Consider the following 21,879-nt stretch of genomic DNA (forward strand, 5'->3'; position numbering starts at 1 on the left):
CCTAAGCTGGTTTTTATATGTTACTCCGTATAATCACTTATCGCAGTACGCCCCGCTTCTACACTGATCCAATAGGAATAATCTTCGCGCACGTCCACATAGAGGTTAAGTTCCTTCGCATCAAGGTTACTTACCGTTAATTTGAAATTGCCATAGGCATCTGTTGTAACCTGCTGCGTCTGGATGTGCTCTACAGCAGGCGAAGGACCATGGATTTTGATCGGCATCGTCTGGTTGGCATACGCCGGGAACGTACCTTGAAGGACCAGTGTGTGATCGGAAGAATATACTGCTTTCATGGTCTGATCCGGTAGTCCGCCGTTCTTTTCATTCTCGGTAGCTTCAGTGGCATTCTTCGGCCTGCTCCATAGTTCGAAGCCTTTTTCCTTCAGGTTCTGGAGAAAAACAACAGCCTCAGCCCGGGTCAAGGATTCTTGTCCCGCATAACCTTGCACCGTAGCTGCAGTTTTGCCGGAAGAGTATCCCATGTTCAGTAGATACCGGATGGCATCTTCATCCTGGGTATAATTTTTACCGCCAAGCCCCGCCACGATTACGGCTACTTCTGTTCGGTTCAAGGCATGATTGCGAAGCTTCGGATTCTGTTTGCTGGCATCCAGTTTCAGATTCAACGCGGAAGCATAGGTGTAGTAACGGTCACTCCAGATGTTTCCTTTGATAGCTTGTCCCTCTACAGCATCTATGCTCTGAATGACATGGGAATTCGCATACAGCTTAAACAACATGGAGAGGAATTCGGCTTCACTCACCTGATTGTTGGGTTTGAACGTTCCATCCTCGTATCCACTGACCATCTCCTGTTGGACGGCCCATTGAATGGCATCTTTCGCCCAATGTGTGCGAATATCAGTTAATTGGGGGATTCCCGTGACCGTAACAGAGACAACCGCTTCTTTCCCTTCAAAACGAATCCGAATTTCGGCTTTACCAGCCTGAATTCCAATGATTTTTCCATCCTTGATGGCGATGCGATCTGACGTCGTGGTGAAGGAAACGTTAGACTGTGGAACATAGGATGTTCCGTTATCATTCACGGCAGTGATTGAAGGCAGATCAATCTGTTCTCCTGCTCGGACTTTCAGGTTTGGTTGTCCTGGCGTTATACGGGTAAGTGTTGTATCTTGAACACCGTCCACATGGAAGAAACGTGTGGAGTATGAGATTTCCGCTGCAGTACCGTTTTTCTTTTGCAGACCTGTAATTCGAATGTTGAACGTATCGCCGTTTTTTAACAATTGCACATCGTCGGGACGGAATATGATGGCGTAGCCGTATCCATATCCACCTGTCTCTACATTGAAATAGGCTTGATTAAACCATTGTTTATCCGCAGGGTCCACGTTGTAATAACCGGTTGGAAAGCCACTGTTCTGATTCTTTGCATTAAAGGTCCATGTACGTTGATCGGAAGTCCGAGTCATCTCGACCTGTACCTCAGATAGTGATGGTTTCGCAAATACATCTGTATTCAGTTGAACAGACCAGGCCTGTGTGCTGCCAAAAGCTTCGATTGGAAATGCGCCCTGATTCGGGAACAGGCTGTAGTTGAACGAAGTTCCCCCCGTTCTGCTTTTATCAAATACCTGCATGGCACTATAGTACTGATCATATGTCTTGCCTGCTTCACTACGAGTGGCGAGTCCAAATCCGATTCGTTGCAGTTGTGGACTCAAAATCCAGCGCCTGTGACCCAATCGATCAATATTGGAGGCATCCGAATCATTCATATAGGCCTGAATGCTGTTTGTCAGGACGTTATTCTTTGCACTGCTGGTAACGTACAGATTGGAGCTGCTGGCAGACTTTGAACCGGTGTCAAAGAAATCCTTTGGCATATCTCCTGGTTGTTTTGGAGAATGGGACAGGTATCCACCCGTGGAGACCACAACAGCCCCATGCTGGGCTTGACGATTCAATGCCGGATCAAGGACAAGATCGCCCTGTAGCCCCGTGATAAAACGATAAAAGTTGGCTGCATTCAGCCCTTGTTCCAGATAGGCGTCACTTACCACACCAGCAGAGTAGGGAGCACTTGTCGAAGGTGTCTTTGTATACAGGGGAGATGTATCATTGCCATTCATCCACTGATTCCACTTTTGGACAATCTCCTGCTGACTTCGCTCAGGTAACAAACTGTCGACCTGTTCCGCATGTGCCGCTTGAGCACCCCATAACAGAAACAGCAAACCTGCCAAGGGCAGAGTGAACAATGAATGTATTTTATTTTTCCGGTAAACCATGTTTCCAACCCCTCTCATATCTGAACGTACGAAGAACATATGCATGTTCAGCATTATGGTATATTCATCGACATTACAGCTGGTTTTGCTTAGAGCCAGGCATGAGAGCATAAGGCCGAGCATGTGAAGGAGGATGTTTAAATTAGGGAGTTGGTGGTTCATTTGTTAAAAAAAGAGCACAGGCCACCCCGCTGATTCGGGACAGCTTATGCTCTTTTTACATATGTATCTACTTTTTAGTCGAGACTCAGGTCGAAATCAGGCTCACACATATAATCTAATGGGTACAGATCATCTCGTGCCGAGATTAATGCACGGAAATGAAGATCCCTGATACCGTGCTCAGTTACGCTTTCATCTGAGCGATTGGAGACAAGTTCAGCTACCACAAATACGTCTTCTGCGAGGTTACATTTAAAAAGAACATTTTTCGGATGAATGACTTCCTCCAGGTAACTGTACGTCATCACGTGAAATGTTTGTCCACGCCAGTTTGTCTTGATCACTTTATAGGACTGTGTGCGAACCAGATCCAGATAACGTTCCAGCTGGAACGTATGCTCAAATTGCGTAATATAACCTTTTTTATCTACATCAATCGTAAATTCGACATCATAGCTCACATGCATTTCATCTTTATAAGTTCCGTTCATAACCTTCATGTTGTCAAAGTGTAATCCGAATTCCGGATCATCCACATAGGGAATGGTAATGAGTTCGGGGTCAACATAATCTGTGATCTTGCTGTTACTGGAAGGTGGGGTGTAATACTTCGATGGCTGAAGATCAATCGATCCAATCATGCTTCCAGGAAAACCGGGGCTGCAAGTTATTCGCATATTCATCTCCTTAGTTGTTGGTCAGTAGTTAGACGAACGACTAGGGAGAAAGTTGCACCAGAATAAGGAAATGAAGGACGGGAAGAACCCAGTATGTCTATCTCCCAACATCGAGCAGGAACGAATGGTAGGTAAATATTCTTTTAAGTCATGAATCGCACGTCTACTTCTGTTCCTGCTACTTTCATATGACCAGTAGCACCGGCGCTATTTCCAATCGTTCTGCTCTTTTGATAAAGTATCTGTAGGACATAACGGAGATACATCTCAAGTATGAGACAACATGAATGGGTCATGGAGAACCGTGCCCCGTATCGCTCTCGGAGAGGAGTCCATCTAATGAATGTGAATGATAATGTGATCGAACAACAGTCCCTTACCTTTGTGGGCATCAAACGAACGTTCTCTTGTGTGGGTGGAGAGAATTTAAGAGAAATTCCTAAGATGTGGCAGGATGCTTTGGCAGACGGCATTGAGGAACTTTTAAACGGGTTCAATAACGGAGCTATTCCCGGTCTGGTGGGCATCTGTGTAGATCAGAGAGAGCTGAAGGATAATCAAATGGAGTATTGGATTGCTACCTCTTACTCAGGTGAAGTGCCTGAAGGTTTGGTGTCCATCGAACTTCCTGCGTCCCATTGGGTCGTATTTGAAGCTGATGAACTAGAGCCGGAAGCGATACAACGGTTGTGGCACTATATTATGACAGAGTGGTTTCTTTCCACTTCATATCAGCATGCAGGGATTCCAGAACTTGAAGTGTACAGAGGTGATGGCATACCTCCCCAAGTCTGGATACCTGTAAAATCACTATAAGAGGTTGTTCAAAAAGTCCGCTTTTGATTACGAAGGATGCCTAGAGGCATCATCAGCATTGAATATGGAATTCAGCCGAAATGTCCGTTGCTCACGTAGTTTCCCTACGCTCCGCTACTCCATTTCTAGCTTCATCCCATCTTCTCGGTACTGAAAACCAATCTTTTTGAACAGGTATTGTGAGCAAAATTGAATTAGGAGGTCTGCGATGTTATCCAATAAAGTGATTGATCATTGCCAGGAGCAAGGCTGGTGGCATGAAGATGTTCCAGCAGCCTACGAAGAAGCATTGCGGAAGCTTGGAATTGATCTTCAATCGGATTTTGCACAATTTTATTTACATGCAGAGGATGGACCAACTTTCTACAGCAGGCATCAGGAGTTGTATCAGATCTGCTGGTTTATGGAGAACACCGTGTATATGGAAGACATGAATGTAGCACAGCTTACACTGGGACTTCCCGAGGCGTATATTCCACTGGACAGTTTTGAAGGTGAAGGTGGATTTTTCTACAACCGTCAGACGGGAGAAGTGGTGCTGGTGGAACTGGGCGAATCGATTGAACGGTTTCTTAATGGTGAGAGTGAGCCGCAGTGGGCTGATTTCAATGCTTTTCTGGAGTGGTATTTCGTTCTAGAGGAGGATACGGTGCAATGAAAGATCTAACACCGGAACATGTCGAACTGGAGCGACAAATTGTAGAAACGGTAGAAGCCGGTAATATGCTGGATGAGACGCAGCAGCATGAACAAGCACTTATCTATTATGATCAGGCATGGGGCATGTTGCCCGAGCCGAAGATGGAATGGGAGATTGCAAGCTGGATTGCATCCTGTCATGCGAATGCACATATCGATCTGAAGCAGTATGGACTGGCGAAGCCGTGGGCTGAGATATCGTTAAGTACGCGGAGTTCGGATAGAAGTACAAGTCCGTTGATCGATCTCGGTATGATCTGCATAAGACTTGAACAGCATGACGAGGCGTATTCGTATCTGCATCAGGCGTATGAGTTCGGCAGAGAGCGTGCATTTCAGGGAAGCCCGAGGGACGTGTTGAGTTATTACATTGAAGAGCGGGCTAAGCGCAAGTAGAGTGATTCCGACCAGACCATGAAACAAAAAGGGTACCCCGGTTTGGCCAAAATATGACCACAGGAGTACCCTTCGATTATTACGGGATGTTTGGCTTCATCTAATCCGAAATGTTACGCGTATAGTATTCAATAATATCCTTACGACGGATAATACCGAGGAAGACACGATCGACATCCACCACGGGCACAAAATTTTGGTCTGCTGCAAGTGTCAGCATATCCTCCATTTCAGCCTCAATGAATACACATTCATTATATACCCGATTGTTAATCTCATGGACCTGAACCTGATCCATCGTATCAAAAGTCAATCCGGGTGTATTTCGCATTTTCCATAACAAATCGCCTTCGGACAGGGTCGCAACATATTTTCCATCCTGGTCAATCACGGGAATGGCGGTGTAGTGTTGCGATTCCAATTGCTCAATAGCATCTTTCATGGAAGCGGTAGACTTGATATAGGCCACTTCGGCTTTGGGGAGTAAAAAATAGCTGATTTCCATCATCGGGCTCCTTTTCAGCCTTTTGCATAGCAAAAAAGCTTTAGTATGTAATCTCACTCTCCTTATTTAAACATATTATGTGAGCTTTCGGCTATTTTTAATGATAAATTCGTCAGATTTGTTTCATTGTTTAAATGGCTCTGGAAATCTATAGTGTATATTAGAGGTGATGTAACCATGAAATCCAAACGTAAATTAATGTACGGACTGCTGCCCATCTTGTTTGCAGGTGGAATCGGAATGTATCTATACATGCAGAATAACAAAGAAGCAGAGGCCAAACCCCAGACTACCGTGAATCAGTACATAGAGCATCTGCAAAAAAAAGAATTTGACCAGTTGTACACCTTGATGACACCTGCTTCGCTGCAAGAGTCGGGCATGAACAAAGAACAATTTGTTGAGAAATACAATGCGATCTATTCGGGTATGGAAGTATCCACCGTCAAGGCGGAGGTTAAACCTGTGGAGGTTGCCGAAACGACTTCCGATGGCAGTAAGACCGATGCAGAGAAACAAAACCCGGATACGTATGAGGTGGATTACAACCTGCAACTGACAACTTTTTTGGGTGAAGTCAGTGAGACGCATACATTAAAACTGGTCCGGCACGAGCTTGAGGACGGGGGCAAAAACTGGCAAATTAACTGGCAGCCTTCGCTGATCCTGAATGACATGGCTAAGGGCAGTAAGGTACGAGTGAGGACACTGTTCCCCGATCGTGGAGACATTGTGGATCGTGATGGTTTGCCGCTCGCTACCACGGGGACGATGAATGAATGGGGCATTGTACCTGAGAAACTTGGTGATAACCCGGACCAGATGATTACCCGAATCGCGAGCCATTATCAGGTTTCGGAAGATGCCATTCACAAGGCGCTTGCGCAGACATGGGTGAAGCCGGAGTATTTTGTCCCGATTGGTTCAACGGAGGAGTTTGACGTGCCAGAATCTTTAAGCGGGGTTACGATGCAAAGCAAGGAAATCCGCTATTATCCACTCGGCGAGGCGGCTGCGCACCTGATTGGTTACGTGCGCAAAGCCACCAAGGAAGATCTGGATAAGGATACGGAAGGGTATTATCGCGCAGAAGATTGGATCGGCAAAGCGGGTTTGGAGCAGTCCATGGAGAAACAGCTGCGTGGTGAACGTGGTGGTCTGATCGAAATCACCGATGAATCCGGTAACTCTCGTTCTGAGCTTATTCGCAAGGATGCTGTAGATGGACAGAATGTACAACTGACGATTAGCTCCAAACAACAAAAGAAATTGTATCAGACATTATCCAGTGGTGGAGATGCCGGTGCAATGGTTCTAATGAATCCGACGGACGGCAACCTGCTGGCGTTGGTCAGTGCGCCTTCCTATAACCCGAACAAAATGGTCACAGGACTTACTCAGGCAGAATGGGATGCTTATTCGGCGAATGAGAAGCTTCCTTTTATCAACAGAGTCACTACCCGGTATGCACCAGGATCAACCTTCAAAGCGATTACAGCCGCAGCGGGACTGCTGGAGAAGGTGACTACAGCGGACAAAACCCATGATATCTCTGGCTTGCAATGGCGTAAAGACGATAGCTGGGGCGGTTATTATGTTAAGCGTGTGAAGAGTTTATCCCCGGTTAACATGGTCGATGCTCTGGTGTATTCGGACAATATTTACTTTGCGATGGAAGCGATCGAGATGGGTAGCGCCAAGTTTATTGATGGGATCAAGAAGTTTGGTTTTGGCGATAACTTTGGACTGGATGAACTGTATCTGAAGCCAAGCCAATATGCCAACGAAGCACATCTGGATCTGTCTTCCGAGGTATTACTCGCTGATACGTCCTACGGGCAAGGGGAGATGTTAATGTCCCCGATACATCTGGCGTCGTCATTTACACCTTTTATTAATGAAGGGAAACTGGTGAAACCTGTTCTGATCGAGGGAAAAGAAAGCACTGACCCTGAGGTAATCATTACTCCGGAAGCCGCAAATACGGTTAAGGATGCTTTGGGAGAAGTTGTTTCCCGGCAGGGAGGCACCGCCCATACCTTGAATTCAATTCCTGGAGGACTCGCGGGCAAGACGGGAACAGCGGAACTGAAAGCGAAGAAGGGAGAGAAGGGGCAGGAAAACGGATTTTTCGTAGTGTTTGATACCGACTCTCTGACCTTCCTGTTATCCGCTGTAATTGAAGAGGTGAACGGCCGAGGTGGAAGCCACTATGTCGTGGATAAATTAAAGCCTTTTTTGGAAAAGTTGGAGATTACGCAGTAAATCCGATTTAATATATAGCCTCGCAAACATCATAAAAAGACCCGGTCACCATGTTATAGTTCGAACATGAGACTGGGTCTTTTTTAGTTTCATTTTATTCAATATGGGATCATTTATTTCCTTGCAGTGATCATGAAGCGTGCCGAGTTGGTACGAATGCCCTTCTCGTCGTGATGTTCATTCACAAACTGCTGGAATCGCTCGAAGTCAGTGTCTACCTTTCCGAAATCAGGAATGATGGGTGCATGGGTTAGGAGAAACATCAAATCTTCAGGTGTAGCGTAATGCTCCACCACATTATATTCACGGGCCTGAATGTCATGGAAACCTGCTCTTTGAAGTTCATGCTTGTATCGTTCCATCAATGTGCCAGGTTGAATGCCAAGACTCTGTCCACGGCCAAAAGCTTCTGAAAGGTTGGATTTATCATGTTCGCTGACCTGCTGGGTTAGAAATACTCCACCCTGAGCAAGAACCCTAAATACTTCTGAAGCAGAGAATCTTGAGTGTCTGGAAGATACCACATTAAAGAAGCAATCTGGAAAATCCAGTTTTTCTGCGTCCATATGAAGAAAGCGTACATTGGAATGACCGCCCGTAGCCTGAAGATTATGCTGTGCGGTCTCAATCATTCCTTGAGCGAGATCAATTCCCACCAGCAATAAAGTTTCTTCCGCAATGGACAGAATGGCTTCTCCACCACCTGTTCCAATATCCAGCAACAGATCGGACGATCGCGTATGGCGAACAACTTCCTCATAGAAGTTCCATCCGATGTTCTCCGAGACAACGTTCATGGAGCTGAAGTTCCAGCCATTCGTCCGGCCTACGCGTTCATAAAAGTCAGCGTAATCTATTTTGTTTTTCATTTTCATATTCCTCCAATGTGAGTTTGTTTGAACAGGACAAGAGAGTTGTGCCAAATCGTTCTAATGTAAATGGTCGAATAGGATCAAATGGACAGACGTGTCCCTTGATAGCTGGTACGCGTTTTGACCCAGCCCGACGACTAATTACTTCGAACAATACGGAGCAACATCCGTGTCACCTCACAAGTTGGAATGTCTCCATTATATTCAATTGACAGCGTATTCGCGAGGTGTTATTTTGAGGTGGAATGTATTCTATGAGTTCGAGGTGATCAATGGTGGCTATTCGTGCTAAGCAGATTTTTGTCAATTTACCTGTTCAAGATTTAAAGAAATCCGTTGAGTTTTTTACAAAGGTGGGATTTGAGTTTGACGCCAATTTTACGGACGAGTCTGCTACTTGTATGATCATCGGGGAAAATATTTACGCCATGCTTCTGGTGGAGGAACGTTTCCAATCCTTCATTTCGAAAAAAATCTCCAATGCCGCCGATACAACCGAAGTCATCGTTGCCCTGTCTGTAGATAGCCGTGAGCAGGTAGATGTAATTGTACAAGCTGCCCTCGATGCAGGAGGGAAGCCATCCAACGAACCACAGGATCACGGATTTATGTACGGATGGAGTTTTCAGGATCTGGATGATCACCTGTGGGAAGTTTCCTATATGGATCTCAGCGCTTTTCCTTCCGAGTAATAAACTGAAAATAACTAGAGCCTTCCTAGATTAATAGGAAGGTTCTTTTGCATCCAGTATGACTCGTTTAAACATGAGATCTACAGAATATATGGTGTAATATTCCTTTTTACTATATGATAAATATCGATTCATGTTGGTGTTTTTTAGCAATTGATGCGATAGGCGAACCCCAGGAAAGCAAAGTATACATATGTTCTTAAGTGGAGGGATCAGGGTGTATTGTCATGTATGTGGGACCAAAAACAGTCCGGCGGATAACACGTGCAGAAAGTGTAGTACCAAATTGAAAGAACCAAGCTCTACAGAGGAGCAGATCTGGGCAGAAACAGCCATAGACATGGATAAAGGAACGCAAAAAGCACTTGATTCGTTGTCCCGTCAGCAGCAACCGGCTTCCAAACAGGGAAATACGGGACAAGGTCTTGCATTTAGCTGGATTATTCCCATACTTCTGGCAGTAGTTGTAGGAGCTTTGCTAACGTATTATTACAAGCAGGAAACAGGTATAAATGCAGAGGTTAAATCACTGCACCAACAGGCGGAACAGGCTGCACTAGAGGGAAAATATAAAGAGGCTCTCCAACTGCTGGACAGCGCTCTAACGAAACGACCGAACTATGATGCACTTATACAGGATCGGCAAATTACGGCGAAGGCGTTCAACATGATGAATCAGTTGGATGAGGCGTCCACAAGTTTGAAGACAGGAAAGCTGTCCGCAGGAGACAAGACCATTCAGGCTGTAGCCAAAGCGTTGATGGAGCGGGAAGAACCTATTTTTGCCAAAGTGCGTGCCGCATTCAACAACAGAAAGGTAACGCTGGCCGTATTGAAGGTGAAAAAGGAAATCGACAGTTTGACAACAATTGAGGCACTAGCCGAGAAGTTGGACACTATATCAGACCTGAAAGGCAAGGAAGCTGAGACGGTAGAGAAGCAAATTGTCGACAAGCTCGCAAGCATAAGTTATAAAGAGGCGGAACAGCAAGTAAAGCAAAAGAATTTCACAATTGCGTTACAAACGGTTGACCAGGGATTGTCCTATGCGCCGGAAAATGAAAAACTGACTTCGTATCGTGAACGGGTGCTCAGTGAAAAAAAGGCATTTGAAAAAGCGGAAGCGGATCGGATTCAACTGGCGGAGCAACAGGCTGCAGAAGAAGATCTGATGAATCGAACGGCGGCAGTAAGTGTCGTGAACGTTGATGCGACGCTTGATATGTACGGGGATCTTTATATTAGCGGTTCATTGATCAATAATGCAACTCGTCCGATCTCTTCCGTTACAGTTTTAATTGATATTTATAATATAGACGGTATATACCTGGGCCAAACTTATGCAGATGTGTATCCAAGCTGGCTGGATGTGGGGGAAGAAGGTGTTTTTGAAACCTATTATTATGGTGTGTACGAGGAAGCGGAAATCTCTGTTGTGAATGCAACGTGGTATCTCGAATAGGAGGACAGGTTGGAATGACCAAACGAACATGGAGTACGATCATATCCAGTGCTATTATCATTGGTGCTGGAGCAGGAGGCGTGTTCTGGATACACCAGCATTCAGCAGATCAGTTGCAGGATGGGCCCAGACTGGCAGTTGTTGCCGCGAAGGAAACGGAAAATGCGGCAGCGACGACTGCCTCCAAGCAACCTGTGAAGAAGACACGCAAACAGATTATAGAAGAAAGCCAGAAGAAAGTTGTAACGATCGAGAGTAGCAGCGGATTGGGCTCCGGTTTTCTCTACAATGATCAGGGAGATGTCGTGACCAATGCACATGTGGTGGAGGGGGCGAATGAAGTAACTATTCGGACCTTGAACCATGAGGAATATAAGGGGACGGTTATTGGTATTGGGAATGAAACAGACGTAGCTGTAGTCAGGGTTCCTGATTTGAAAAAAGTTAAGCCGTTAATCATCGCCAAATCCAAAGCTGAGACCGGAGACGAGATTCTGGCATTGGGTAGTCCACTTGGGCTAGAGAACACCGTAACAACCGGAATCATCAGTGGATTGGGGCGTAGCTTTGAAATAGCACCTTACATCTATAGTAACCTCTATCAGATTTCTGCACCAATAACCCATGGCAACAGTGGTGGACCACTCATTAGTGCGGAGACTGGTGAAGTGATCGGCATTAATTCGGCGGTCGTGGAACAGGAGGGGGGAATAGGATTCAGTATCCCTATGACTAGTGTGCTCAAGCAGGTGCAGGCGTGGTCCAAAAATCCTTCTGGCACAACGTCGGTACGGACGGCTGGAGATACTCACTTGGGTTCAGCCACTAAGACATTGCAAGCAGAAGGAATTGTAACGGACTTTTATACAAGCCTTAATCTGAGTGATTATGTCACCGCTTATGCACTGCTCGGAAGCGAGTGGCAGAGTGCTACAACATATGCCAAGTTCAGAGAAGGATATCTGAATACAAGTGAGGTGACCATCAGTGAGGTATCCTCGGTCAACAAAGGCGATGACGAGATGGAAGTGAAGGCAATGATTACAGCAAATGAACGCAAAGATGGGGAATATATAATATCGCAATATCGGGTCGAGTATCAGTTGGGTTATGAGAATGGTCAACTGAAAATATTGCATGGTAAAGGTAAAAAAGTGAAATGATTGTGGAGGGAGAGTGGGCATGCGTGTCAATTCTCCTTTTTCATTGCTTATATTGGGTGCATCTGTTAAAATACAGAACGAATGTTCAGTATGGATGGGACGGAGTGAAATGGAATGAATATGAATAAAAAGCAACTTCAAACCGAGCAGACCAAGAAAAAACTTGCGGATGCTTCCAAAGCCCTTTTTGTACAAAAAGGTTATAAAGCAACGTCCATTGAGGATATTGTAGCTGCGACGGGCAGCAGCAAAGGCAATATATATTACCATTTTAAAAGTAAGGAAGGTCTGTTCCTCTATCTAATCGATGAGTGGGACCGGGAGTGGGAAGAGAGCTGGGCGGCCAAAGAACATCTCTATCGCACCTCCACGGAGAAAATTTATGGTTTGGCGGAACAACTCGTCATGGATGATATGAATCACCCGCTGACGAAGGCAGCTGATGAGTTCTTCACAGGGGAAAAGAAAGAAAATGATATTGAGGAGCGGATCTCCTTAATGTTTGAGCGGCATATTCAATTTAATAAACAAATGATAGAGCAAGGCATTGAGAGCGGTGAGTTCAAAGCAGACAATGTAGATAATCTCGCGCTCATATTGGAAAGTACCATTATTGGCCTTAGTCAGATGTCACGGGGGATGGAACCTGATCAGGCTCTCGCTCTATATCGTCAGGCCGCTAGTGTATTCTTGCACGGGATTGCAAAAGATAAAGCTTAAGCAACATTTTGACAACTACGGAGGATGGAATCATGGCATTACTAACACGGAACAGGGGCGCATTGCTGCTGTTAATGTTTAATATTTTTCTCGTTTTTACAGGTATTGGTCTTGTTGTGCCGATCATGCCTGCGTATATGGATCTACTGCATATCACCGGATTCACGGTTGGATTGCTGGTAGCGGCATTTTCCTTCACCCAGTTTCTGTTCTCCCCGCTTGCGGGTCGTTGGTCGGATACATGGGGACGTAAAAAAATTATTGTTGGCGGCATGCTGATCTTTGCCGTATCCGAGTTTATGTTTGGTGCGGTCAATGCACCAGTCTTGCTCTTCGCAGCCCGGATGCTTGGTGGTATTGGTGCGGCGATGATCTTCCCGGCGGTTATGGCTTATACCGCAGATATTACAACAGAGGAAGAACGCGGTAAAGGTATGGGCTTGATTAATGCAGCCATTACAACTGGATTTATCATCGGTCCGGGAATTGGTGGATACATTGCGGACTTTGGCATTCGAATTCCATTCTACGCCGCAGGGGTTGCCGGGTTGCTGGCATCAATTATCACATTGATTATTTTGCCGGAATCCACGCGAAGCACAGGAGAACAAAGTAAACCTATCCCTGGTTTAACGAAGGTCAAAGCTCCGGGTATGGTATCCCAATTGCTGAATTCATACCGTGAACCGTACTTTTTCAGCTTGATTATTGTGTTTGTTATGGCATTTGGTCTGGCGAACTATGAGACGGTATTTTCACTATTTGTGGATCACAAGTTTGGCTTCACGACCAAAGACATTGCATTTATTATTACATTTGGCTCCATCGCGGGTGCGGTTGTGCAAGTATCTCTGATCGGTTGGTTGCTCAATCGGTTTGGTGAAAAGATGGTTATATCGGTCTGTCTGTTATTTGTAGCCGTATTTGTACTGTTGACCTTGTTTGTAAGTACGTACTGGATGATTCTTGTCGTAACGTTTATCGTCTTTCTGGGTATGGATATTTTACGTCCGGCGATCAGTACACAGATGTCCAAACTGGCACAAGAACAACAGGGCTTTGTGGCCGGACTGAACTCGGCTTACACCAGTTTGGGAAATATCGCAGGTCCAATCGTAGCTGGAGCACTGTTCGATGTGAATATTAATTATCCTTATGTTTCGGCAGCTGCCGTTTTGGCGATCTGTTTCCTGTTATCCCTACGAGTACTCAGAGGGGCCAAAGCGGTAAAACAACCGAAGGCTGAAATGTAATTTTATAATTGGAAAATAAAGCTTCCATTTCAATGCATCAACACCAAAAAAGTCGACTACACATGTTTCATGTGCAGTCGACTTTTTTTATTAGTGCGTATATTAACGAATTTCTCCATTCGTTTCAATCAGTTTTTGATACCAGTGGAAACTCTGTTTGCGGATACGTCTCAATTCCTTGATATCGAATTCCTCACGATCCACATAGATGAATCCATAACGTTTGCTCGACCCTTGATGTGTGCTGACCAAATCGATCGCAGACCAAGGGCAGAAGCCAAATACATCCACGCCGTCCGTAATAGCCAGTTGAATCTGTTCGATATGTTTATTGAAGAATTCAATACGATATGGATCGTTAACCACGTCGCCTTCCTCCAGTTTATCAAAGGCACCCAGACCATTTTCCGTAACAATCAATGGCAGATGATAACGGGAGTAGATTTGGCGCAGGGTAGAGCGGAAGCCCACCGGATCAATTTCCCAGCCAAACTCCGTTTTTTGCAGATTGGGATTCACAGTTCCTCTATATGCGCCCGGTTCACCTACGATTTCATGCTGATCTCCTGTATGGGAGAAGTCATTACCATCGTTCAGGCTTTCACCAACCGTTTGGGAAGTATAATAGTTAAACGCAATAAAGTCAGGGTTTCCTTGAGCCAGGATGTCCATATCTCCGTCTTCAATGACAGGCGTATATCCTTTCTCTTCGAGATAACTCCAGGCAATATGGTTATAACGTCCATATACCGCCATATCGAGATAGAGCCAGTTACGAATGGCAGCATAGTTATCAGCCGCGAGTGTGTCTTCTGGTTTGGAACTCGCCGGGTAAATTACACCGATATTGGGAGCTGGGCCAATCTTGGCTTCAGGCAGCATTTCATGACACAGGACCATAGCTTTAGCTTGAGCAACCAGCATGTGGTGATTTTGCTGATACAGTGTTTTTTGCGGATCAACAAGTGTTGTATCCAGTGTACCCAGAGAGCCAGGATGCAGGATTAGCATATTTTGCTCGTTGATGGTCAGCCAATATTTAACCCGATCTCCGTAGTTCTCATAAAGAGTCTTGGCATATTGTTCAAAAGCATCAATCGTTGCTCGGTTGGACCACCCGCCTTTTTCTTCAAGCGCATAAGGAAGATCGAAGTGATACATCGTCACAATGGGTTCAATACCGTATTTAATTAACTCATTAATGAGGGAATCGTAAAAGGCGAGTCCCTTCGGATTCACCTCACCCGCTCCTTGCGGATAGATGCGTGTCCATGCGATGGAGAAGCGGTAGGCTTTGAAGCCCATTTCGGCGAGCAACGCCACATCTTCTTTGTACATATGATAATGATCACTGGTTACCTTGAAGTCGGTTACGCCTTCCACATGATTCCCCATGTCGATGACAGAAGGGCCTTTACCATCTTCATTCCAGGCTCCCTCAATCTGATAGGCAGAGGTTGAACCTCCCCAGAAAAAATCTTTAGGAAATGGTTTCAGTTGAGTATGTTTCATGGTTAGTTCCTCCTAAATTGAATTCGTATGATATAAGTTGGGTCAGACAACGAGAGTCAAAAGGACATCATTTTTCTGTACATGCTCTTGAGTTGTTTCGAATACATCCACTTCCTGCTGCGTTAGAGTGACAATGACAGGTGTTACGGTTTCGTATCCGGCTTCCTTGATCTTATCGATGTCAAACTGGATCAACAGATCGCCCTGTCTGACGATATCACCTTCCTGAACGACAGGAGTGAAGTGTTTTCCCTTCAGCGCTACTGTGTTGATCCCAACATGAATCAGAATTTCCGTTCCTGCGTTGGTTGTTAACCCGATGGCATGTCCAGTCGGGAAGAGGGAAGTGACAACACCGTCTACCGGAGCGACAACTTCGCCAATCTCAGGGACAATCGCGACACCTTTGCCCATAGCACCAGTCGAAAAAGCCGGGTCATTAATGGTACTCAGTGCTACGGCTTTACCAGTAAGTGGGCTATAAATTTGTTCTTTCTTGTTCTCCGTTGTTTTGGTCTCAGGAACGACAGGAAGTTCAGCCTGCGTACTTTCAGCCGATGTGCTGGAGACAGAATCATTTTTCTCGGAACCTGTGTCTTTCGTTTTGCTTTCGTAACCAAACATCACCGTTAATACTGCTGCTACCGCAAAGGAGCAGGCAATCGCAATTACGTAGACAACCGTTGGTGTATAGACGGGAATGGCAAATATATTATGGAACACATAAGCGGTCATTTTAACACCAAAGTGACCATTGATGGCACCGCCGATCGCACCTGCGATAACCACGATAGGAATCACACGTTTATAACGCAGGATCAGACCATATACGATTGGTTCAGTGACTCCTGCAAGTAAACCTGTAAGGCTGGTTGAGCCAGCAAGAGTACGCAGGGTTTTGTTCTTTTTGGCTTTCAGGAAAATACCGAAGGCTACACCGATTTGTGCAAATACAGCTGCAGCAGCCATGGCTTCAATTGGATCGCCGCCAACCCCGATATTCTGTATCGTGATTGGAGTAAAGCCCCAGTGGAGTCCGAACACAACCATGAAGGTCATGAATCCACCCAGTACAACCCCTGATAATATACCGCTGACACCAATGAGCCAAGTTACGCCAGAGGAGATCCAGTCACCTACCGTGGTGCCGAATGGTCCAAAGGCCATTGCGGACAGCGGAACCATAATCATCAAAGCAATCATTGGTACAAGGAACAATTGCAGGTCTTTCAAAATGATTTTCTTGAGTAACTTATCCAGAACAGCGTAGATACTAATGGATATGAAGATTGGGAATACGCTTGCTGAATAATTCATCATGACAACCGGTATACCCAGGAACGATACATCTGAGCCCTTATCCATCAGCCCGGTGAAGCTCGGTTCCATCAGAGCGGCACCAATTACGCCAGCTACATAAGGATTGGCTTTCAGCTTCATACCCAGTGTGATGCCAAGGAAGATGGGCAAGAAATAAAATACAGCGTTGCCGGCAGCGGATAAAATCAGGTATGTGTCACTTGTGTCCGACATCCATCCGAGCATGGTCAGGACAGTCAGCAAAGCTTTTAGCATGCCTGATCCTGCCATAGCCGGGATTAATGGCGAGAAACTTCCGGATATAATTTCAAAAACTTTGGATAATAGCGAGGTTTTTTCCCCTGTAGACTCAGCCGATGAAGAGGAATCTCCTCCGAAATCCCGGTTTTTCATAATCTCCGCATATACATGAGCCACGTTACTACCGATGACAACCTGGAACTGGCCGCCGCTTTCGACAACGGTAATAATACCATCGTGTTTTTCCAGCGTTTCGCGTTCGGCCTTTTTCGAATCTTTCAGGTCGAATCTCAATCGGGTCGCACAGTGTACAAGACCGTTGATATTGGCTTCTCCGCCGAGGAGACGAACGATGTCATCCCCCATTTTTTTATGATCCATGTTCATTCTCCTTTGTTGTTAAGATTGCCTGAAAACAAAAAAATACCTAAACGAATGGCTATGATCATCGGAAAGATGACCTGTTGCCAATCATTTAGGTATCGCCTGCTTGAGCAGTAACAATCCTTGTCGTTAAGTTGTGAGACCTACTATATATGACGCCGAAATCGTTTGCAAGCTTTTTTATTCCGTGTCCAGCAACTCGTTACGGGAAGTGACACGTTGAATATGGATCGTCAAATACACCTTTTCATCAATGGACATGGCACTTTCAAACTTGTCTTCAAGGTACTGATTGATCCGTTGTGTGCATTCAAATGCCTTGCTATATTTGTCCTTCACCTGTTCATACAGAAAGTTATCTCCAGAAGCAAATTGCTCCTGTTCATTACTCAACATACGCTGCACAAAGTATTGCAGGTGGGTAATAAACCGGGAATAATTAAACGAATTTTCATCCAGGGCGATGTGGTAATGGTTGGTCACAATGTTGAAGATATCATCAATAACTTCTGTAATTTCAACGGTTTGTTTCATGCCTTGAGCATCTTGACGAGCGTTTACAAAATGCATCGCAATAAAGCTGGCCTCATGTTCATCCATTTGGATGCCGAATTGTTCCTTGATCAGCTCCACAGCGTTCATGCCAATCCCAAACTCCTTCTTGTAAAACTTCTTAATCTGCCACAAAAGGGAATTCTTCAGCCCGACGGATTTACGGTACCGGGTAATGGCAAACTGAATATGATCGATCAATGATATATAGATATTATCACTAAAAATATCGCCCATTTCCTTTTTGGCATGACCCACAATTTCGTCCGCTAACTTCAAATATTCAACCGATGTTTCCCTAATCAAATCGATTAATTTTTGTGGTATTTTATCCGATTTAAGCACAAAGGTTTTTTCGATTTTATCCTCATCCACAGGCTGTCCATTTTTCTTTTTGAAGCCAAGACCGTTGCCAATGACAACAAATTCGTGACCAACCTGGTTCTCAGCCCGGATGACATTGTTGTTAAAAATCTGACGGATGATCATATATGTGTTTCACCTCAATTGGTCGTAATAAAAACAAAAAACCCAAACTAAGGCTTAATAGACAGCCTTGGTTTGGGTATCGCCTGCTTACCAGTAACAATCCCGAAGAAGACGCAGCTTCCTCTTTCAATTATGTCCACTATACCGCTTTCATAACAGAATAACAATACAATGATTTATGGAAATGGACGTAAAGACGTGGATTTTTGGTATAATAAGAAATGCTGGAAGTGAATTAGATGGGCTGGGTTGCATAATAAGTTACCGAGGACGGTCATTTTTAAGCATATACAGGATTATTGGAGTGATAACATGAGCAATGCAAAAGGAAAAGGCGGCACCGGCCGTGGTACGGGTAAAAAAGGATGGAACCGTTGGCAAGCCGCTGCTAACCGGGCGAAAAGTGCACCGAAGCCTTATAAAAGTAAAGGCACAAAGAAGAAGGACGATACCGAAACTTCAAGTGGCAAGCCCGAGTAAGTGTGGCTTGACGATGCCAGAGGAGAGAGCTGCCTGACTAACGGGTGGGTCTCTTTTTGCTTGAAAAGATAAAAAATTAAATTGACAGTAATGTAAATATGGTAATAATATAGAGCTTACGCAAATTAGATGGTAGTGCTACTATATAGAGAAAGGAGCAACAGCATGCCTGTTAATATGGATGAAAATCCACTTGGACTGATTCTGTCACGGACGTATCTGGCATACAAAAAAACAACAACCAGAAATCTGAGTGAACAGGATATTACTCCGGAACAATTTGCAGTCTTGAATGAATTGAGCAAGGCTGGAAGTCATATATCACAGAAAAAACTGGCTGAATTAACAGTGCGGGACCAGACAACGGTAGGCAAAATTATAGACAAGTTGATTCGCAAAGGTCTGGTGACAAGAGAAGAAGATCCACAGGATCGCAGAGCGGTTTTGCTTTGTTTGACGGCGGAAGGACTGGAAATGAATAACGTTCTGACACCAAAGGCAAAACAGCAAGAGCAAGAGGCACTCGCCGAATGTTCCCCTGAAGAGCTTGAAGCATTCATGAATGTAATGAATCGCATCTATGAAAAGATGAAATAAATTTTTTTGAGCAATTATGTGCATGTGCATATATATGTAGTGCAATTATTTTAATTTTAACTAACGGGAGTCGTGAACGAATGAGAAGCTTCAAAGATTTTCTTGAAGTGCCACAGACAAAAATAGGATTGGTTTTTGCATTGATTGTTCCGCTGTTATTTGTTGTGATCTGGATGACGGGTTATCATCAAGCCACGGAGAGAGTGGATCAACTTCAAGTTGCTCTGGTGAACGAAGACGGGACACAGGGAAAAGAGGTGCAGAAGCAGATTGAAACGCTCGCGCCTTTCCATGTCAATGTACTGGGTTCTGCCGAGGAAGCTGAGCAACAGATGAATGCAGGTAACTATGCGATGGTTATTGTTATTCCGGAAGGATTCACTGACCAGATTGCAGGAGGCACAGAGGCGAGCTTACCCTTTTATATCAATCAGGGAAATGCCGATGTAGCCAAATCCATTGTGGAACATGCTGCGACCGGAATGACTGCACAAATGGGTCAAGGGATTCTGGAATCCAAGGTTCAAGTGACACTCAATAACGATAGTATAAACAGCGATGAACTGAGTGCAGCTATTGGACAAGCGATGGCGAAGATGAATGAAGGGCCTGTGAAGGCTGAAATTAATAAAACGAACAGCGTGAGTGATTTTGCAACATCGATGCTACCCATGATTCTGGGTTTTATCACCTATATTGCTTCGATGACCATGAATATTCAGTTCAATATTACGTCGAATATCATGAAACGTACCCATTCCAAATGGGAAATCTTCTGGGGACGGCAATTGCTGTTATTGTGTATAGCTGTGATCGTTCCTCTGATTGTGGATACAGTTGCTCTTCAGTTCACGGATGTTGCGAGTTCCTTCGGCGCTTTGTATCTGTATCATGTGCTGGTGAGTCTGGCTTGTATCTGTTTTACACAAATGAGTTTTGCCCTGTTTGGCAATGCAGGCCCTCTATTTAATGTAGCGATGGTTCCACTCCAGTTGATGACAGCAGGAAATATCATTCCAGCCGAGATGCTGGCGCCATTCTACCGTTATATCGGTAACTTTCTGCCCGCTTCCAATGGGGTACAGGGATTTATGCGTTTGATCTATAGTGGAGAAGCAGTGGGGGTATACATGGTTCATCTTCTGTTGATCTCGATTATTACGTGGGGAATTACGTTGCTGCGAGTTGGCATGCAAAAAGCAGGTAATGGACAAATGACGATGACGCCTCCAGCATCAGCACAGGCACAACATTAAGAGTTTCCATCTATATATAATGTAATAACACACACAAGAAAGTGGTTCACGTATAGTTATATGCGTGCATCACTTTCTTTGTGTATCTTCTATAATACTTCTACTTATACTCGTGGTAACTTACAGTGCCCCCAGTAATTTTGCATGACCTTGATAAAAGGACAACCTAAATTGAGCATATTAATGAAGCTAAAATATAAGAGAGGAGATGTAGGCTAATAAGTTTAAAATCAATTGGACATGTATTGCGATGTATGAATGGAAAGAATGTCATTTAAGCTATAATAAACTTTACACTTGGATAGAGGAGAGCAACACAGTAAAGGTAGTTGATTTGTAGTAAATGAATTTTATTGAAATTAAGTATTGTAATTAATATCTATACGTGATATATTATTAATCCGGCCAAGAAAACACGGTTTAACACTGGTGCGGCAAGCAAATCAAATAAGCTTCGAAAGAAACTTGAAAAAAAAGAGCTTGCAAAGTTGGTTCGGACATGATATTATATAAGAGTTGCTGAAGAGAAAAACATTCGGTAACAAAACAAGTTTGATCTTTGAAAACTGAACAACGAGTGAGTAAACATTCTGCTTGCAGAATGAAACGCGAAAGTTTGAAACAAGCCTTGGCTTGAATCGACTGGAGCATAAATGAGATTTTTAATCTCGTCAGATTCAAAATGAGCTTATCGCTCTTTTCAATACTTTATTGGAGAGTTTGATCCTGGCTCAGGACGAACGCTGGCGGCATGCCTAATACATGCAAGTCGAGCGGACTTGAAGAGAAGCTTGCTTCTCTGATGGTTAGCGGCGGACGGGTGAGTAACACGTAGGCAACCTGCCCTCAAGTTTGGGACAACTACCGGAAACGGTAGCTAATACCGAATAGTTGTTTTCTTCGCCTGAAGGAAACTGGAAAGACGGAGCAATCTGTCACTTGGGGATGGGCCTGCGGCGCATTAGCTAGTTGGTGAGGTAACGGCTCACCAAGGCGACCCCCCCCCCCCCCCCCCCCCCCCCCCCCCCCCCCCCCCCCCCCCCCCCCCCCCCCCCCCCCCCCCCCCCCCCCCCCCCCCCCCCCCCCCCCCCCCCCCCCCCCCCCCC

19 protein-coding genes and 1 rRNA gene are annotated in these 21,879 nt (G+C 45.0%); 13 read left to right on the forward strand and 7 right to left on the reverse strand.

Annotated features, from left to right (window positions below; genetic code table 11):
- Positions 1-20: 20 nt before the first annotated feature.
- A complete protein-coding gene (locus tag EL84_RS02455) occupies positions 21-2,261 on the reverse strand; it encodes an S-layer homology domain-containing protein (RefSeq protein WP_047840573.1) in 2,241 nt (746 codons plus the stop codon).
- Positions 2,262-2,497: 236 nt separating this feature from the next.
- Positions 2,498-3,100, reverse strand: coding sequence for a hypothetical protein (locus EL84_RS02460; RefSeq protein ID WP_047840574.1), 603 nt, complete (start codon positions 3,098-3,100; stop codon positions 2,498-2,500).
- A gap of 339 nt (positions 3,101-3,439) precedes the next feature.
- Between EL84_RS02460 and EL84_RS02465 the strand changes: the two genes are divergently transcribed.
- The 3 genes from EL84_RS02465 to EL84_RS02475 all read left to right on the forward strand — a co-directional run bounded on the left by EL84_RS02465 (position 3,440) and on the right by EL84_RS02475 (position 5,011).
- Positions 3,440-3,916 carry a GyrI-like domain-containing protein gene (locus tag EL84_RS02465; protein ID WP_047840575.1) on the forward strand — a complete coding sequence of 159 codons (477 nt, stop codon included), beginning with the start codon at positions 3,440-3,442 and terminating at the stop codon, positions 3,914-3,916.
- A gap of 208 nt (positions 3,917-4,124) precedes the next feature.
- Positions 4,125-4,574, forward strand: coding sequence for an SMI1/KNR4 family protein (locus EL84_RS02470; protein WP_047840576.1), 450 nt, complete (start codon positions 4,125-4,127; stop codon positions 4,572-4,574).
- Positions 4,571-5,011, forward strand: coding sequence for a hypothetical protein (locus EL84_RS02475; protein ID WP_047840577.1), 441 nt, complete (start codon positions 4,571-4,573; stop codon positions 5,009-5,011). Before EL84_RS02470 ends, EL84_RS02475 begins: the two co-directional genes overlap by 4 nt.
- 100 nt (positions 5,012-5,111) lie before the next feature.
- Here EL84_RS02475 and EL84_RS02480 read toward each other — a convergent pair whose 3' ends face one another.
- Entirely contained in the window at positions 5,112-5,516 is a 405-nt protein-coding gene (locus EL84_RS02480; protein ID WP_047840578.1) for a CBS domain-containing protein, read from the reverse strand.
- Between the two features lie 177 nt (positions 5,517-5,693).
- Here EL84_RS02480 and EL84_RS02485 point away from each other — a divergent pair, with 177 nt between their 5' ends.
- Positions 5,694-7,781: a penicillin-binding transpeptidase domain-containing protein gene (locus tag EL84_RS02485; RefSeq protein ID WP_047840579.1), complete on the forward strand. Its 2,088-nt coding sequence runs from the start codon at positions 5,694-5,696 to the stop codon at positions 7,779-7,781.
- A 113-nt stretch (positions 7,782-7,894) separates the two neighbouring features.
- Here the strand turns inward: EL84_RS02485 and EL84_RS02490 are convergent, their stop codons facing one another.
- Complete coding sequence (locus EL84_RS02490; RefSeq protein ID WP_047840580.1) at positions 7,895-8,650, reverse strand: class I SAM-dependent methyltransferase; 756 nt, start codon at positions 8,648-8,650, stop codon at positions 7,895-7,897.
- Between the two features lie 278 nt (positions 8,651-8,928).
- On the opposite strand from EL84_RS02490, the gene EL84_RS02495 reads away from it, so the two are divergent.
- From EL84_RS02495 to EL84_RS02515, 5 genes are all read left to right on the forward strand, one after another.
- Positions 8,929-9,345 (forward strand): VOC family protein, encoded by a 417-nt coding sequence (locus tag EL84_RS02495; RefSeq protein WP_047840603.1) that lies wholly within the window; start codon positions 8,929-8,931, stop codon positions 9,343-9,345.
- Between the two features lie 286 nt (positions 9,346-9,631).
- Complete coding sequence (locus tag EL84_RS02500) at positions 9,632-10,807, forward strand: FxLYD domain-containing protein (protein WP_161799401.1); 1,176 nt, start codon at positions 9,632-9,634, stop codon at positions 10,805-10,807.
- 14 nt (positions 10,808-10,821) lie between these two features.
- Positions 10,822-11,970 carry a S1C family serine protease gene (locus EL84_RS02505; RefSeq protein ID WP_047840582.1) on the forward strand — a complete coding sequence of 383 codons (1,149 nt, stop codon included), beginning with the start codon at positions 10,822-10,824 and terminating at the stop codon, positions 11,968-11,970.
- A gap of 120 nt (positions 11,971-12,090) precedes the next feature.
- Positions 12,091-12,690 (forward strand): TetR/AcrR family transcriptional regulator, encoded by a 600-nt coding sequence (locus tag EL84_RS02510; RefSeq protein WP_036606079.1) that lies wholly within the window; start codon positions 12,091-12,093, stop codon positions 12,688-12,690.
- A gap of 32 nt (positions 12,691-12,722) precedes the next feature.
- On the forward strand, positions 12,723-13,943 hold the full coding sequence (locus tag EL84_RS02515) for an MFS transporter (RefSeq protein WP_036668281.1): 1,221 nt from the start codon (positions 12,723-12,725) through the stop codon (positions 13,941-13,943).
- Between the two features lie 102 nt (positions 13,944-14,045).
- Here the strand turns inward: EL84_RS02515 and EL84_RS02520 are convergent, their stop codons facing one another.
- From EL84_RS02520 to licT, 3 genes are all read right to left on the reverse strand, one after another.
- Complete coding sequence (locus EL84_RS02520) at positions 14,046-15,455, reverse strand: glycoside hydrolase family 1 protein (protein WP_047840583.1); 1,410 nt, start codon at positions 15,453-15,455, stop codon at positions 14,046-14,048.
- Positions 15,456-15,497: 42 nt separating this feature from the next.
- The gene (locus EL84_RS02525; RefSeq protein ID WP_047840584.1) at positions 15,498-17,396 is read right to left on the reverse strand and encodes a beta-glucoside-specific PTS transporter subunit IIABC; all 1,899 of its coding nucleotides are present in this window, start codon (positions 17,394-17,396) and stop codon (positions 15,498-15,500) included.
- Between the two features lie 183 nt (positions 17,397-17,579).
- The gene (gene licT / locus EL84_RS02530; protein ID WP_047840585.1) at positions 17,580-18,440 is read right to left on the reverse strand and encodes a BglG family transcription antiterminator LicT; all 861 of its coding nucleotides are present in this window, start codon (positions 18,438-18,440) and stop codon (positions 17,580-17,582) included.
- A 312-nt stretch (positions 18,441-18,752) separates the two neighbouring features.
- Here licT and EL84_RS31145 point away from each other — a divergent pair, with 312 nt between their 5' ends.
- The 4 genes from EL84_RS31145 to EL84_RS32210 form a co-directional block, all read left to right on the forward strand.
- Entirely contained in the window at positions 18,753-18,920 is a 168-nt protein-coding gene (locus tag EL84_RS31145) for a DUF3934 family protein (RefSeq protein WP_074093608.1), read from the forward strand.
- Between the two features lie 165 nt (positions 18,921-19,085).
- Entirely contained in the window at positions 19,086-19,517 is a 432-nt protein-coding gene (locus tag EL84_RS02535; protein WP_036605963.1) for a MarR family winged helix-turn-helix transcriptional regulator, read from the forward strand.
- 80 nt (positions 19,518-19,597) lie between these two features.
- Entirely contained in the window at positions 19,598-20,773 is a 1,176-nt protein-coding gene (locus EL84_RS02540) for a YhgE/Pip domain-containing protein (RefSeq protein WP_047840586.1), read from the forward strand.
- Positions 20,774-21,481: 708 nt separating this feature from the next.
- Positions 21,482-21,879, forward strand: a 16S ribosomal RNA gene (locus EL84_RS32210); the annotation flags it as partial.

It is taken from the genome of Paenibacillus sp. VT-400, assembly GCF_001029205.1.
GTDB lineage: Bacteria > Bacillota > Bacilli > Paenibacillales > Paenibacillaceae > Paenibacillus > Paenibacillus amylolyticus.

Excerpts from the sequence above, each read along its gene's own strand:
- EL84_RS02490 (WP_047840580.1), bottom strand. The coding sequence starts at position 8,650 with ATGAAAAACAAAATAGATTACGCTGACTTTTATGAACGCGTAGGCCGG.
- EL84_RS02510 (WP_036606079.1), top strand. The coding sequence starts at position 12,091 with ATGAATAAAAAGCAACTTCAAACCGAGCAGACCAAGAAAAAACTTGCG.
- EL84_RS02520 (WP_047840583.1), bottom strand. The coding sequence starts at position 15,455 with ATGAAACATACTCAACTGAAACCATTTCCTAAAGATTTTTTCTGGGGA.
- licT (WP_047840585.1), bottom strand. The coding sequence starts at position 18,440 with ATGATCATCCGTCAGATTTTTAACAACAATGTCATCCGGGCTGAGAAC.
- EL84_RS02515 (WP_036668281.1), top strand. The coding sequence starts at position 12,723 with ATGGCATTACTAACACGGAACAGGGGCGCATTGCTGCTGTTAATGTTT.
- EL84_RS02475 (WP_047840577.1), top strand. The coding sequence starts at position 4,571 with ATGAAAGATCTAACACCGGAACATGTCGAACTGGAGCGACAAATTGTA.
- EL84_RS02505 (WP_047840582.1), top strand. The coding sequence starts at position 10,822 with ATGACCAAACGAACATGGAGTACGATCATATCCAGTGCTATTATCATT.
- EL84_RS02470 (WP_047840576.1), top strand. The coding sequence starts at position 4,125 with ATGTTATCCAATAAAGTGATTGATCATTGCCAGGAGCAAGGCTGGTGG.
- EL84_RS02540 (WP_047840586.1), top strand. The coding sequence starts at position 19,598 with ATGAGAAGCTTCAAAGATTTTCTTGAAGTGCCACAGACAAAAATAGGA.
- EL84_RS02525 (WP_047840584.1), bottom strand. The coding sequence starts at position 17,396 with ATGGATCATAAAAAAATGGGGGATGACATCGTTCGTCTCCTCGGCGGA.
- EL84_RS02455 (WP_047840573.1), bottom strand. The coding sequence starts at position 2,261 with ATGGTTTACCGGAAAAATAAAATACATTCATTGTTCACTCTGCCCTTG.
- EL84_RS02480 (WP_047840578.1), bottom strand. The coding sequence starts at position 5,516 with ATGGAAATCAGCTATTTTTTACTCCCCAAAGCCGAAGTGGCCTATATC.
- EL84_RS31145 (WP_074093608.1), top strand. The coding sequence starts at position 18,753 with ATGAGCAATGCAAAAGGAAAAGGCGGCACCGGCCGTGGTACGGGTAAA.
- EL84_RS02465 (WP_047840575.1), top strand. The coding sequence starts at position 3,440 with ATGAATGTGAATGATAATGTGATCGAACAACAGTCCCTTACCTTTGTG.
- EL84_RS02485 (WP_047840579.1), top strand. The coding sequence starts at position 5,694 with ATGAAATCCAAACGTAAATTAATGTACGGACTGCTGCCCATCTTGTTT.
- EL84_RS02535 (WP_036605963.1), top strand. The coding sequence starts at position 19,086 with ATGCCTGTTAATATGGATGAAAATCCACTTGGACTGATTCTGTCACGG.
- EL84_RS02460 (WP_047840574.1), bottom strand. The coding sequence starts at position 3,100 with ATGCGAATAACTTGCAGCCCCGGTTTTCCTGGAAGCATGATTGGATCG.